Origin of the sequence: Microbacterium awajiense (assembly GCF_039536545.1) — a bacterium.
Lineage (GTDB): Bacteria > Actinomycetota > Actinomycetes > Actinomycetales > Microbacteriaceae > Microbacterium > Microbacterium awajiense.
Window position 1 is genome coordinate 757,493 of the sequence record NZ_BAAAYU010000005.1, and the last position, 13,072, is coordinate 770,564.

The window sequence follows — 13,072 nt, forward strand, 5'->3', positions numbered from 1 at the left end:
CCGGTGTTCAGGCCTCCTGCAGGATGCCCTCGAGCCGGGCGAAGCTGGTCTCCATGCCGTCGGTCATGCCGGTGGCCAGCACCATGTCGCGCGTCTGCGCGTCGGGGTACTCGATGAGGGTGGTGATGAGCGTCGCGCCGTCCTCTTCGTACAGGGTGAGATCGTTGAGCGTCGGCGGGTAATCGGTGCCCGACATCTGCTCGGTGGTCACCATGCGGCGACCCTCCTCGACGAGCAGCACCTCACCCTCGAACCCGAATGCCTCGCCGGGCGTGCCCGCTTCGGGCTCCCATGCATAGCGGTAGGAGCTGCCGGGCTCGGTCGAGATCTCGCACACCGACATGCGCCATCCATCAGGACCGAGCAGCCAGCGCTTCATGAGCTCGGGGTCGGTGTAGGCCTGCCACACGAGCTCGCGCGGTCCCTCGATCAGCCGCGTGATGCGCACGTGCTGGTCGCTGAGGATCTCGGTCTGCGTGCCCTGTCCCTGCGCCCACTCCCGCAGCCCCTGCAGCACGCGGTCGAGCTGGTTCATCGCGAGGCGCGATCCCTCGACGGCGCCCATCTCGACGACCTGTTCGAGGGCGTCGGCCGACGTGAAGTACGTCACGTTGGTCAGCCGAGACCCCGTCGCGGTCTCGTCGAAGTGGAAGGTCATGCGCATCGACGGCATCCCGTCGATCGGTGCGCCGTCGGCGTCGACGAACGAGTCGAGCACTTCGAACCGGCGAGGCTCGTCGATCGACAGGAATTCCCAGGCTCCTCGCGACGACTCACCGCGCGGGCCGGACATGTGGTACTCGGCGCGACCTCCGACCGCGAGCTGGAACAGCGCGAAGGTCGCCGGCCAGCCGGGAGGACCCCAGAAGCGACCGAGCTGCTGCGGGTCGGTGAACACGCCCCACAGGCGCTCGACGGGTGCATCGAAGTCGGCGGTGAGCGTCATGGTGAGGGATTCGGGGTCGGTGGTGATGTCGGTGACAGGCATGTCAGTCCCTTTCGGTGTCGGTGTCGGTGTCTGAGGCGGATGCCTCGGCGAGGATCGCGTCGAGGCGGTGCACGCGCGAGCGCCACAGGTCCTCGTAGCGGGCCAGCAGCGTGCGGGCGCGCGCAATGGTGGCGGGGTCGGCTCGCACGAGACGCTCCCTTCCTTCGGCGCGCTTGATGATGAGGTTCGCCGCCTCGAGTACGGCCACGTGCTTCTGCACGGCGGCGAACGACATGTCGTAGTCGGCGGCGAGCGTCGAGACCGAGTGCTCTTGCTCGATGGTGCGTCGCAGGATGTCTCGCCGCGTGGCTGCGGCCAGGGCGTGGAAGACGCGATCGATCTCGTCGTCGCTGAGTTCAGAATGTACAACCATTTGGTTGTACATTAGGGCGCCGTCGAGCGGATGTCAATACCTCAGGTGTCGGGAACGCGTTCTCGTTGCACTAGCGGGAAGACGGTCTCGACCGAGACGCCCGTGTTCCGCGACGCAGACGACGCCGTGATCAACCACGGTTACCTCGGAAGTGGCGCGCAACCCTCTGCGTCAACCGTCGCGTCTGGCTACACGCGCTGTCAGGGCCCCGTCGACGACGACTTCTGCACCTGAGACGTAGCTCGCGCCCGGTGACGCGAGGAACGCGACGACCTGCGCGATCTCGTCCGGTTGCGCAGCACGACCGAGCGGGATGTCGAAGGAGCCGGGATCCACACGCGAAGTCATCGACGTCGGCACCAGCCCCGGCAGAACCGTGTTGACGCGGATCCCATCCGCGGCCAACTCAACCGCGAGCGACTGACCCAGACCGCGCAAGCCCGCTTTCGATGCCGCATAGGCGTGCAGACCCTCTCGCCCGCGAATGGCGTCAATGGATGACACGTTGACGATCACCCCACCGCCACCGCGTCTCATCACCGGAGCGACTGCCTTGCACCCGAGAAACGGACCCGTCAGGTTCGTGGCCAGCACGCCGTCCCACTTCTCACGCGACGTGCGGTCCAGGGCCGCGGCGAACCCAACCCCGGCATTGTTGACGAGGACGTCCACGCCGCCGTGGCGACGCTCCGTCGTAGCAACAACGGCCTTCCACTGCCCTTCGTCGGCGACATCGAGACCCGCGGACTCAGCGTTGAGGGAAGAGGCCACGGACTCTGCACGACGCTCGACCGCGTCCGTAACGACAACCACGTAGTCCAGTTCGGACAGCGCCCGCGCGATCGCCGCTCCGATTCCGCGTCCCGCACCCGTCACAAGCGCGACAGTTGCGCGGTCACGGCGACTCATCTGCGAGGTGTCGATCACACCGCCATGATGGCAGAGCAACCGTTACAGTAGCCAAGCCCACGACGCCGCACGGAGAGCATTCGCCGGCGCCCGGCGACCTGCTGCATGTCAGGTTGCCTCCAGCTGGCGTCGCCGTTCTCGCGCAGCGACTCGAACCGCCAGCTGTGCGCCCACCGGCCGCATCGTTCGCGGGGCCTTTATATCTCGTGGCGCATGAAGACCGAAAACGGGTTCTCGACGTAGTCCCCGAAGGCCCCGCAGAATGTGAAGCCCTCGCTCAGATACAACTGCCGGGCCGGTAGGAACGCCTCGGAACTTCCCGTTTCGAGCCACGCGAACCTCACCCCACGCAGCGCCGCCTCGCTGAGAATGTGGCGCAGCGTCGCCCGGCCAGCACCGGTACCGAGAAACTCGGACGCCACCCGCATCGATTTGATCTCCGCGTTCTCCGCGTCGAGGGTGCGTAGCGCCCCGATGGCCACCAGTGTGTCGTCCCGCCATCCTGACCAGAAGGTCACGCTCGGATCGAGCAGCCCAGCAACGTCAAGTGCAAAGACACTCCCAGCGGGACTCAACGCATGCATGCCCGCCATGTGCAGGGCGACAAGATCGCGAGATGCCTGGCCAGAGAGGTCGTCGATTCGAAACGTCGGCTGAGTCACCCCGCGAGACTAGGCACGGCAGGTTACGGACCAGTTTCGTCTCGAGTCAGGAGCCGTCGCGGAGGTTCTCGAGCCGACGCGAAGCGAACGCTATCTCGCTGAACGAAACCGTGCACCCATCCCCAGTAGGGCTCTGGGCCACAACCCTAGTTCCACCGGGTCGGAGCTTTCTCGTCGACCTCGCAGAGGAGAACTCCGAATCCCCCGCGGAGTCAGTCCCGCTTGAGGTTGGGCAGCCGCCGACGTTCCCACGATCCGATGATGTGGTCTTCCATGGCTGCGCGAGCGCCCTGCACATCGCCGGCGGCGATGGCCTCGACGACCCGTGCGTGCTCTTCGCAGGTGCGCTCGAACGCGTCGACCGGATCACGCCCGTCATAGCGCGCGCTCTCGCGGGCGCGCTGGTACAGGACGCCCGCGATGTTCTCTGCGAGCAGGTTCCCCGACATCTCCATCACGGCGAGGTGGAAGGCGACGTCGGCTTCGCGAAACGCCGTCGAGTCGGCGATCGCGTCCCTCATGGCGGCGAGGCTTCTTTCGAGCCGCTCGATATCGTCATCGTCGTGCGACGCGGCAACAGCCCCCGACATCGTCGCCTCGAGGGATGCGCGAACGACGCTCAGGTCGTCGAGAATGCCCAGCGCGTCGTCGTGGCCGATGAGTGCGGTGATCACGAGCGGGTCGAGCAGATTCCACTGCGACATCGGGTTCACATGCGTGCCGCGACCTTGGGCGACGGTGACCATGCCCTTCTCTTGCAGCCGTTTCACCGACTCGCGGATCACCGTACGGCTCACGCCGAAGTCGCGACTGAGGACGGCCTCGGGAGGCAGGGCGTTGCCGGGCGCGAAATGTCCGGACACGATGGACTCGACCAGCTCGCGGAGCACGACGACGCCGATGCGGTCGAACGGCGCCCGTCCACCGACGTGGGCATCGTTCGAACTCTGGGCCATTGGTCAACTCTATTCGTCGGTGGAACTCGGCAACAGCGATCCAACATACATGTGATGTATGCTGTTTATTGCCCATCCTCAACGACGACGAGCCAGGACCTCATGAAGATCACGGGTTTCCGCACACTGCGCACCTTTCACGACTGGGGACGACCGATCGGGGATGTCAACGGGTTCATCGACTCGGGCGTGACCGAAGTCCCGCTCGTCATCATCGAGACCGATGAAGGCATCGACGGGGTGGGAATGGGATCCCATGCCGAGGTCCCCCGGCTCTTCCAGGCCCTCGAGGGCAAGGACCCCCGGGGAGTGCAGTCGTTGTACGACGCGATGCTCGCCATCATGTTCAAGACGGGCCACGGCGGGGCGGCGTTCGGCGGGATCGGCACCCTCGACATGGCTCTGTGGGACATCAAGGCGAAGGCTGCCGGCGAGCCGCTGTGGCGGCTGCTCGGGGCGACCGACCGATTCGTGCCCGGCTATGCGTCGGGCCTCGACATCGCGCTCGACGACGAGGCCCTGCACGCGTTCTATGCGACGTTCGCCGAACGCGGCTTCACCAGCGGCAAACTCAAGGGCGGCCGGGACTGGACTCACGACATCCGCCGTCTGGGCATCATCGCCGATGCCCTGCGCGCGAACGCCGACAACCCGGGCCTCATGCTCGATGCGAACGAGTCGTGGAATCTCAAGCAGGCCATTCGCTATCTCTCCAAGGTCGAGGAAGCCGTCGACCTGGCGTGGATCGAGGAGCCGCTGCGGCGCTGGGATGCCACGGGGCACGCCAAGCTGACCTCGGCGATCCGGGCTGCCGTCGCCACCGGTGAGAACCTCACGGGTCTGGAGCAGTATCGACCTCTCCTCGACGCGAACGCGGTCGATGTCGTCCAGGCGGGCGCCGGCTGGGGGATCACCCATTTCCTCCGCGTGGCGATCACCGCCCACAGCCGCGATCTTCCCGTGAGCCCGGTCGGACTCACGGCGAATCACGCGGTCGCCGCGGCGGCGGCCGCCGTCCCGAACCACCTCTCGGCTGAGGTGCAGGATGTGCGCGGCCCGTTCGGCATGCTGCTGGACCAGGAGTACGCCGACGGCGGCATCGTCCTGGGCGACGAGCCCGGCGCGGGAGTCACGATCGACGAGCGGGCCATCGCCCAGGATCAGCGTCTCGCCTCCTGGCTCGCGCCCGAAGGCCCGCATGTGCGGTCTCGTCGTGCCGGGCTTCAGCTCGTCCCCGGCGCACTCTACCCGCGCTGAGCCGAGCCCGCCCCGCGGGGCCTACTCCTTCGTGCCCCCCGCAGTCAGCCCCGACACCAGGAAGCGCTGCGAGAAGAGGAAGATCACGAGCACCGGCGCGACCGAGATGATCGTCGCCATCGCGAGAACCGGAAGATCGATCGTCACCGAGCCCGAAGACGTCGGGTTGAACAGCGGCACGTTGGAGAGCAGTTCGGCGAGGCCCACCTGGATCGGCGACTTGCGCCCGGGCACCATGACGAACGGAAGGAAGTAGTTGTTCCAGTTCGCCACCAGGTTGAAGAAGCCCACCAGGGCGATCACCGGGGTCGCGAGGGGCATCGCCACCTGCGCGAAGACCCGGAACTCACCCGCGCCATCGATGCGCGCTGCATTGAGCAGGTCGCGTGAAACCGCGGTGGAGAAGTAGATGTAGGTGAGATACACGCCGAACGGGAAGAACGAGAACGGCAGGATGACCGACCAGGGCGTTCCGACGAGCCCCACGGCGCTGAGCTCGAGGAAGACCGGGAGTACGAGCGCGGTGTTCGGGATGAGCATCACGACGAGCGTGACCATCAGCAGAAGACTGCGGAATCGGAACTCGACGAGGGCGAGGGCGTAGCCGGCGGGGATGCTGACGACGAGCGTGATCACCAACGCAACGCCCGCATAGAGGGTGGCGTTCCCCATCCAGACCCAGACGATCCCGTTCTGGAAGGTCATGAGGGCGTCCCAGTTCGCCGCGAGGGTGTCGAAGCCGCCGAAGCTGAACGGATTGTCCAGCAGCAGCTGGCGCGGCGTCTTGGTCGGCGCGAGCAGCAGCCAGACGATCGGCAGGATGAAGAAGACGACGAAGAACGCGAGGACCGCCCAGGCGAGCACTCTCGCGACCCACGTGCGGGGTGAGTGCTGTCCCTCCCCCCTCGCGCGGAGTCGTCCGGAGCGTGCGTCCGGCGCGGACTGCCGGACGATGGATTCAGTCGCGGTCAAAGAGTCCTCCTCGGAAGACGAACAGCGCCGAGAGCCCCGCCGCGACGACCAGCAGAAGAATCGAGATCGCCGCGGATCCGCTGAAGTCGTTCTGCCGGAACGCGTAGAGGTAGGCGAGCTGGTTCAGCGAGTAGTCCTGGGGCACGACGCCCTTGGATGCCTGGGAGAGGACCCGCGGCTCGACGAACAACTGGGTGCCTGCCGCAAGCGACATGACGACCATGTAGCTGATCCACTTGCGCATCAACGGAATCTGGATGTGCCACGCGGTCTTGATCGGGCCGGCGCCGTCGATGCGCGCCGCCTCCATGACCTCCTGCGGCACGTTGTTGAGAGCCCCGAAGAGGATGACGATCCACCCGCCCGCGCCGGTCCAGAAGGCGATCAGCGTGAAGAGCACCGGCAGGTTGTCGAGCGCCACGACCTGCACGAAGGATTCGAAGCCGAACAGCGACAGCACGCCGGAGACCGGGCTCACGGTGGGGTCGAGGAGGAACAGCCACAGCATCACGCTCGAGGCGCCTGCGAGCGCCCCGGGAATGTAATAGAGGAAGCGGAGGGAGCTCGAGGCGAACCTCGAGCGCAGCCCGTGGGCGAGCAGCGCCAGCAGAACGGTGAACACCGTCAGGGTCAGCAGCCACACCACCACGTAGGCGGCCACATGTCCGACGGCGGGCCAGAACCGGAAGTCGTCGAAGACCTTGGCGAAGTTGTCGAAGCCGACGAAGGCGTTGTCGCGGGTGAAGGCCAGGTAGAGCGCGTAGAGGACCGGCAGCAGGCCGAACGCGAGCAGCAGGACGGTGTACCCGCTGACGAAGATCACGCCGATCCGCGCCTGGCTGCGATCGGGACGCTTGCGCGATGAGGGCGGCACCTGCCGCCCCGCCCGCGCGGGCGGGGCGGCAGGTGCCGTTGAGAGATCCGTCATGGTGCTGACACGTGCCTTACCGAGTCGGTGCTATCGCTGCGCGGTCTCGTACCCGTTGATCTGCGCTTCGTTGAGGTAACGCTCCTGCCAATCGGCGGTGACATCCGCGATCGGGGTCCCCTCTGCGAGCGCGGGCACGACCACCTCGGCGTAGGCGACCTCGGGGCTGAAGTTCGGGAAGCCCCAGCCGCTCCAGACGCTCGACGCGGCGGTCGACATCGCGCCCTCGAAATCACCCAGGAAGAAGCCGCTCTCAGCCTGACCGGCGAGCCAGCTGTCGGCGGTCGACTGGTACGCGGGCAGTCCGGTGGCCAGCTCGACGGCCGCCTCCGACGCGGTGACGTACTCGAGGAAGGCAGCGACGGCGTCGAGGTTCTCCGAGTGACTGGATGCGTACCAGACACCTCCGCCGACGTTGCCGGTGACCTGGTCCTCACCCTCCCAGTACAGCGGGTTCGCCGCGCCGATGGTGCCTGCCGGGGCGTTCACGTTGTCGGGGTTCTGGAAGATCGCCCCTGCGTACCACGCCGGACCGGGCATCGCGACGATCTTGTCGGCGTAGTTCTCGACGAACGTCGCGCTGAAGATGCTGTCGGTGACCAGGGTGCCGTTGTCGACCATGTGGTCGAGCATGTCGGTCATCGCGACCGAGTACGGGTCTTCGAAGTCAGAGCTGAAGGTGTTGCCGTCGAGCTGGAAGATCGGTGCCTGGGCACCCCAGTAGTACACGTACGTGCCGACGAACGAGTCTCCGACCGATCCGAGGATGTAGCCGGGGTGCTCGGCGGCGAGCTTGTCGCTCAGCTCCTCGTACTCCTCCCACGTCTCGGGGATGTCGTATCCGAACTCATCGAGAAGGTCCTGGTTGTACCAGAGAAGCACGGGCGCCAGGTCGTTGCGCACACCGTAGACGGTGCCGTCGACCGTCATGGGATCCAGAGCACCCGGGGTGAACCCGTCCAGGTACGACTCGTCCAGGTAGCCCTGGTTGAGAGGCGCTGCGAAGGCCTGCACGCCCGCGTTCTCCTTCGCCGCCCACGAGGTGTCGTTGGTCTGGCTGGAGAAGACGACGTCGGGCCAGCCCTCACCGGACTGATCGAACAGCGCGATGCGCGTCTGGAATGAGCCGCTGCCGCCGGCATTGCCGTCGTAGGTCTCGATGGAGATCGGGATGTCGGGGTTCTCCTCGGCGAATGCCGTGGCGATGGGTTCGCGCGCCGCGTCCACCCACACGGTGATCTCGGCGTCGGGGTTCTGCTCTGCCGCGACGAAGCCGAGTTCGCTGTCGACCTCCTCGGTCGCCGACGAGCACGCACTGAGCGCAAGGGCACCGGTCAACGCGATCACCGTGGCCGCTGCGGTTCGGATGTAGGTCTGTGAATGCTGTGGTGCCATTGCCGGGGGCCTTCCTTGGTCGGCTTCTCTGACGACTGCAACCGCGGGCGCGGTGCGCTGAAAACTAGTAGATCATACATCGTACCTATGAGCAATGTGGATCTGTACGCAATCGCCAGAGGCGGCCACGAAGGTCACTTACATGTGTAAGATTGCGGCATCCTGATTCTTACGCTCGTAAGAATCACCGACCGCAAGGAGCCCCGTTGACCCCCTCCCGCCACCCCAGCACCGACCTCGCGAACCAGCCGGTTTCCGTGCGAGCCAAGATCGCCGCCGCCTGGACGAGCTTCATGTTCCTGTACATCTACGTGGACTACTACCACCTCTACAAGCCCGGCACGATCGAGGCGATCGGCGGCGGTCGCGTGTTCGAGTTCGACATCAGCCCGGCGCTGATGACCGCCTTCCTCGCGCTCGTCTCGGTCCCGGCGCTCATGGTGTGGCTCTCGCTGGCGCTGCCTGCCCGGGCGAACCGGATGACGAACCTCGTCGTGGCCGTGCTCTACATCCCGGTCACGGTGTTCAACGCGGTCGGTGAGACATGGGAGTGGGCCTCGTTCTACGCCCTCTCGATCGGCGTCGAACTGGTCCTGCTCGCCTACATCCTGCGCTGCGTGTGGGCCTGGCCGCGCGTGGCGGCCCCGGAACGGGTGACAGCATGGAGTCATGGCAGCCCGCGCACGACTCAGCCGTGACCGCATCATCGATGCGGCGGCCGCGGTCGCCGATCGGGGCGGCCTCGCCGCGGTGAGCATGCGGAACGTGGCGGCGGAACTCGACAGCGAAGCCATGTCGCTCTACCACCACGTGCCCAACAAGGAGGCGCTCCTCGACGGGCTGGCCGACTGGGCCTTCCTGCAGATCGACCTCCCCGACCCGGCGAAGCCGTGGCGCGAGTCCATGACGGCGCGGGCGACCTCCGCCCGCGCCGTCCTGGGCAGCCATCCGTGGGCCCTCGGGATGCTGGAGTCGCGCCCGAAGCCCGGCCCGGCCCTCCTGCGCCACCATGATCGCGTGCTCGGGTGCCTCTCCGAGGCGGGGTTCTCGGCCGCCCTCGCGACGCATGCCTTCTCGACGATCGACGCGTTCGTCTACGGGTTCGTCCTCACCGAGGCATCCCTTCCCTTCGCCGCCGGCGAGGGAGCGGAGGCGGCGTTCGCCGACGAGGTGGGGGCATCCGCCGACGACTACCCGTACATCGCGGCGCACCGCGCGGAACTGCTGGCCGACAAGACGTTCGCCTTCGCCGACGAGTTCGCGGCGGGACTCGACCTCATCCTCGACGCGATCGAGGCGCAGCGGCGCGCCGCGCCGTAGCCGCGCGCAGCGCCCGCCGGGTCAGCCGAGGCCCTGGCGTTCGATATCGGGGTCGGCATCGCCCACGACCGACTTGCGCGAGAGGCCGACCGCCCCCGAACCCGGTCCCCGCGACAGAGCGGCCGACACGGCGACCGACTCGTCGACGTCGGGGTACTGGGGGCGCAGGCGCACCGCGGTCTGGCGCTTCTTCTCACGCTTGGCGCGCCGCGAGGCCGCCCACAGGTTCAGCGCCTCGACGAAGATCGCGAACGCCATCGGTCCGTAGATGAAGGCCTTGTCGATCTTGATGTCGAAGCCCTCGGCGACCAGGAACACGCCGATGAGCAGCAGGAACGACAGCGCGAGCATCTTGACGGTCGGATGCTTGTTGACGAAGTCGAAGATGAACCGGGCGGCGAACAGCATGATGCCGAACGAGAGCACGACCACGGTGATGATGATGAGCAGGTTCTCGGTCATGCCGACGGCGGTGATCACCGAGTCGAGCGAGAACACCAGGTCGAGTACCAGGATCTGCGCCAGCACGCCCGCGAAGGTCACGGTGCCGCGGCTCGGCCCACCGTGCCCTTCCTCGTGTCCCTCGAGCTTGTGATGGATCTCGGTGACCGCCTTGTAGACGAGGAACAGCCCACCGGCGATGAGGATGAGGTCCTTCCACGAGAAGCCCATGCCGAGGATGGTGAAGATGTCGTCCTTGAGGGTGATGATCCACCCCGCGAACAGCACGAGGATGACCCGCATCACCATCGCGAGCGTCAGGCCGAGATTGCGCGCACGGGCCTGCTGCTCCTTGGGCAGCTTCGAGGCGAGGATCGAGATGAAGATCACGTTGTCGACGCCGAGCACCACCTCGAGCACGAACAGCGTGAAGAAGACGGCGACCAGGTCGGGGGTGAATTCGAAGGAGAAGTCCACGCGTCGATCCTACGGGCGTGCGCCCCGAGTGTTCTCGGAGCGCACGCCCTGGTGCGTCAGCGGAACCGGCGCCGGTAGATCGCCAGTGCGCCGGCGAACGCCGCCACGAGGATGCCGACGCACCACGCGAGCGCGATCCACAGCTCCGTCCCGACCGGCTGCTGCGCGAACAGCGCGCGGATGCTGTCGACGATCGGCGTGACGGGCTGGTGCTCGGCGAACCACGCCACCGGCGCCGGCATGGTGTCGGTGGGCACGAACGCCGAACTGATGAACGGCAGGAAGATGAGCGGATACGAGAAGGCGCCGGCGCCGTCGGGCGTCTTCGCCGAGAGCCCCGCGATGACCGCGATCCAGGTGAGCGCAAGAGTGAAGAGCACGAGGATGCCGGTCACGGCGAGCCACGCCCCGACACCGGCTGCGGTGCGGAAGCCGAGCAGCACCGCCACCGCGACGACGATCGCCAGCGACACGAGGATGGACACGAGCGACGTCAGCACGTGCGCCCACAGCACGCTCGACCGCGCGATCGGCATCGAGCGGAATCGCTCGACGATGCCGCCCTTGAGGTCGAGGAACAGCCGGTACGAGGTGTACGAGACTCCCGAGGCGATCGTGATGAGCAGGATGCCGGGCAGCAGGTAGTCGATGTACGAGCCCGAAGTCTGACCGGTGTCGATCGCGCCGCCGAAGACGAAGACGAAGACGAGCAGCAGGGCGATCGGGGTGATCACGGTGGTGATGATCGTGTCGGGGCTGCGCAGGATGTGACGCAGCGACCGCCCGGTCAGAACGGACGTGTCGGTGAGAACGTGCGCGGTCATGACTGTTCCTTCTGTGGTGTGCCCCGCGCGCCGACGATCGCCAGGAAGACCTCTTCGAGCGAGGGCTGCTTCTCGACGTACTCGACCTGCGCCGGAGGCAGGAGCTTCTTGAGTTCGGCGAGCGTGCCGTCGGCGACGATCACGCCCTGGTGCAGGATCGCGATGCGATCAGCCAGCTGCTCGGCCTCTTCGAGATACTGCGTGGTCAGCAGCACCGTGGTGCCCCCGACAGCGAGCTGCTTCACGGCCCCCCAGACTTCGAGGCGCGCCTCGGGGTCGAGGCCCGTCGTCGGCTCGTCGAGGAAGATCACCGGCGGGTCGCCGATGAGGCTCATCGCGAGGTCGAGGCGGCGGCGCATGCCGCCCGAGTAGGTGCCGGCGCGGCGGCCTCCGGCATCCGTCAATGCGAAGCGCGCAAGCAGGTCGTCGGCGATGCGGCCGGGCTGCGGCAGCCGCCGCAACCGGGCGATCAGCACGAGGTTCTCACGACCCGTGAGCATCTCGTCGACCGCGGCGAACTGGCCGGTGAGGCTGATCGCCGCGCGAACGGCAGCATCGTCGGATCCCACGTCGTGGCCGTCGATCGACGCGGTTCCGCCGTCGGCGGCGATCAGCGTCGAGAGGATGCGGATGGCCGTGGTCTTGCCGGCTCCGTTCGAGCCGAGCAGGGCGAAGATGGTGCCCCGCTCGACGGTGAGGTCGACGCCGCGCAGCACCTCGGCTTCTTTGAACGACTTGGTGAGCCCGGTGACCCGGATGGCCGGCTCGGCGATCGCGGTCATGACCGACCCCCGGCATCCGCGGCATCCGCGGCGTCGTCGATCGCCTTCGTGAGGCGGGCACGCTCTTTGTCGATCCACGACTTGCCGCCGTACGCCTGCGCGAAGGTCTCGGCGAACCCGACCGGGTCGTCGCCGACGATCACCCGCACCGGTGTGCCGTCGGCGGCCGCGGCCTCCCAGAGGTCGGCGTGGTCGGCGAACATCTGCACGATGGTGTCGCCGTCGACGACGCCGCCGTAGTACATGAGGTACCGGTTCACAGCGGCCGCGGCCGCACGGTACGGCTCGGGAAGGGCGTCGAGGCGTGCCTTCGCCTGACGGTACTGCTTCTTCTGTTCGAGGGGTCCGGTGAGGACCTCGATCCATTTCGACACCATGGTCATTCCTTTCCGTCGTGAAGTCGTTCGAGTCGTTCTACGAGGAAGCTCCACGTCCTCCAGAACTCGGTCAGGCTTTCGCGGCCCTGCGCGTTGAGCGAGTACACCTTGCGCGGCGGGCCCTTCTCGGAGGGCACCTTCTCGACGTCGACGAGTCCGCGCTGTTCGATGCGCACCAGCAGGGCGTAGATCGTCCCCTCGGCGAGGTCGGTGAATCCCTGCTCGCGCAGCCGCGCGGTGATCTCGTATCCGTACGCAGGACGCGACGCCAGGATCGCGAGCACGATGCCCTCGAGCACGCCCTTGAGCATCTCGGTGTCCTGCCTGCCCATCGCGCCTCCTGTGGTACTCACTGTCGTTGACTACCGCTACAGAGTAACACTGAGTACCGGTACATAGCAACACCCAGTA

The 13,072-nt window shown here is 66.8% G+C and carries 16 protein-coding genes; 3 read left to right on the forward strand and 13 right to left on the reverse strand.

Going from position 1 to position 13,072, the window contains the following annotated elements; translation table 11 throughout:
* Positions 1-7 precede the first annotated feature (7 nt).
* The 5 genes from ABD663_RS10235 to ABD663_RS10255 all read right to left on the reverse strand — a co-directional run bounded on the left by ABD663_RS10235 (position 8) and on the right by ABD663_RS10255 (position 3,888).
* Positions 8-988: an SRPBCC family protein gene (locus tag ABD663_RS10235; protein WP_344738141.1), complete on the reverse strand. Its 981-nt coding sequence runs from the start codon at positions 986-988 to the stop codon at positions 8-10.
* Between the two features lies 1 nt (position 989).
* Positions 990-1,361: an ArsR/SmtB family transcription factor gene (locus tag ABD663_RS10240; protein ID WP_344738143.1), complete on the reverse strand. Its 372-nt coding sequence runs from the start codon at positions 1,359-1,361 to the stop codon at positions 990-992.
* Positions 1,362-1,532: 171 nt separating this feature from the next.
* Positions 1,533-2,288, reverse strand: coding sequence for an SDR family NAD(P)-dependent oxidoreductase (locus ABD663_RS10245; RefSeq protein WP_344738145.1), 756 nt, complete (start codon positions 2,286-2,288; stop codon positions 1,533-1,535).
* Between the two features lie 179 nt (positions 2,289-2,467).
* Positions 2,468-2,932 (reverse strand): GNAT family N-acetyltransferase, encoded by a 465-nt coding sequence (locus tag ABD663_RS10250; protein WP_344738147.1) that lies wholly within the window; start codon positions 2,930-2,932, stop codon positions 2,468-2,470.
* 212 nt (positions 2,933-3,144) lie between these two features.
* On the reverse strand, positions 3,145-3,888 hold the full coding sequence (locus tag ABD663_RS10255; RefSeq protein ID WP_344738149.1) for a FadR/GntR family transcriptional regulator: 744 nt from the start codon (positions 3,886-3,888) through the stop codon (positions 3,145-3,147).
* A gap of 102 nt (positions 3,889-3,990) precedes the next feature.
* Here ABD663_RS10255 and ABD663_RS10260 point away from each other — a divergent pair, with 102 nt between their 5' ends.
* Positions 3,991-5,145, forward strand: coding sequence for a mandelate racemase/muconate lactonizing enzyme family protein (locus ABD663_RS10260; RefSeq protein WP_344738151.1), 1,155 nt, complete (start codon positions 3,991-3,993; stop codon positions 5,143-5,145).
* Between the two features lie 21 nt (positions 5,146-5,166).
* Here the strand turns inward: ABD663_RS10260 and ABD663_RS10265 are convergent, their stop codons facing one another.
* From ABD663_RS10265 to ABD663_RS10275, 3 genes are all read right to left on the reverse strand, one after another.
* On the reverse strand, positions 5,167-6,009 hold the full coding sequence (locus ABD663_RS10265) for a carbohydrate ABC transporter permease (RefSeq protein ID WP_344738153.1): 843 nt from the start codon (positions 6,007-6,009) through the stop codon (positions 5,167-5,169).
* A gap of 94 nt (positions 6,010-6,103) precedes the next feature.
* The gene (locus tag ABD663_RS10270; RefSeq protein ID WP_344738155.1) at positions 6,104-7,045 is read right to left on the reverse strand and encodes a carbohydrate ABC transporter permease; all 942 of its coding nucleotides are present in this window, start codon (positions 7,043-7,045) and stop codon (positions 6,104-6,106) included.
* 30 nt (positions 7,046-7,075) lie between these two features.
* Complete coding sequence (locus ABD663_RS10275) at positions 7,076-8,440, reverse strand: ABC transporter substrate-binding protein (protein ID WP_344738157.1); 1,365 nt, start codon at positions 8,438-8,440, stop codon at positions 7,076-7,078.
* A gap of 206 nt (positions 8,441-8,646) precedes the next feature.
* Between ABD663_RS10275 and ABD663_RS10280 the strand changes: the two genes are divergently transcribed.
* Positions 8,647-9,138 (forward strand): DUF6326 family protein, encoded by a 492-nt coding sequence (locus ABD663_RS10280; RefSeq protein WP_344738159.1) that lies wholly within the window; start codon positions 8,647-8,649, stop codon positions 9,136-9,138.
* Positions 9,110-9,760 carry a TetR/AcrR family transcriptional regulator C-terminal domain-containing protein gene (locus ABD663_RS10285; protein WP_344738161.1) on the forward strand — a complete coding sequence of 217 codons (651 nt, stop codon included), beginning with the start codon at positions 9,110-9,112 and terminating at the stop codon, positions 9,758-9,760. Before ABD663_RS10280 ends, ABD663_RS10285 begins: the two co-directional genes overlap by 29 nt.
* 21 nt (positions 9,761-9,781) lie before the next feature.
* On the opposite strand, the gene ABD663_RS10290 is transcribed toward ABD663_RS10285, so the two are convergent.
* From ABD663_RS10290 to ABD663_RS10310, 5 genes are read right to left on the reverse strand one after another with little or no spacing between them, the layout of a single operon-like run.
* Positions 9,782-10,678 (reverse strand): TerC family protein, encoded by an 897-nt coding sequence (locus ABD663_RS10290; RefSeq protein ID WP_344738163.1) that lies wholly within the window; start codon positions 10,676-10,678, stop codon positions 9,782-9,784.
* Positions 10,679-10,734: 56 nt separating this feature from the next.
* Complete coding sequence (locus ABD663_RS10295) at positions 10,735-11,502, reverse strand: ABC transporter permease (RefSeq protein WP_344738165.1); 768 nt, start codon at positions 11,500-11,502, stop codon at positions 10,735-10,737.
* A complete protein-coding gene (locus ABD663_RS10300) occupies positions 11,499-12,284 on the reverse strand; it encodes an ABC transporter ATP-binding protein (protein WP_344738167.1) in 786 nt (261 codons plus the stop codon). The genes ABD663_RS10295 and ABD663_RS10300 overlap by 4 nt, the downstream gene beginning before the upstream one ends.
* Positions 12,281-12,661, reverse strand: coding sequence for a DUF1048 domain-containing protein (locus tag ABD663_RS10305; protein ID WP_344738169.1), 381 nt, complete (start codon positions 12,659-12,661; stop codon positions 12,281-12,283). The genes ABD663_RS10300 and ABD663_RS10305 overlap by 4 nt, the downstream gene beginning before the upstream one ends.
* A gap of 2 nt (positions 12,662-12,663) precedes the next feature.
* Positions 12,664-12,993: a PadR family transcriptional regulator gene (locus ABD663_RS10310; RefSeq protein ID WP_344738171.1), complete on the reverse strand. Its 330-nt coding sequence runs from the start codon at positions 12,991-12,993 to the stop codon at positions 12,664-12,666.
* Positions 12,994-13,072: the final 79 nt, after the last annotated feature.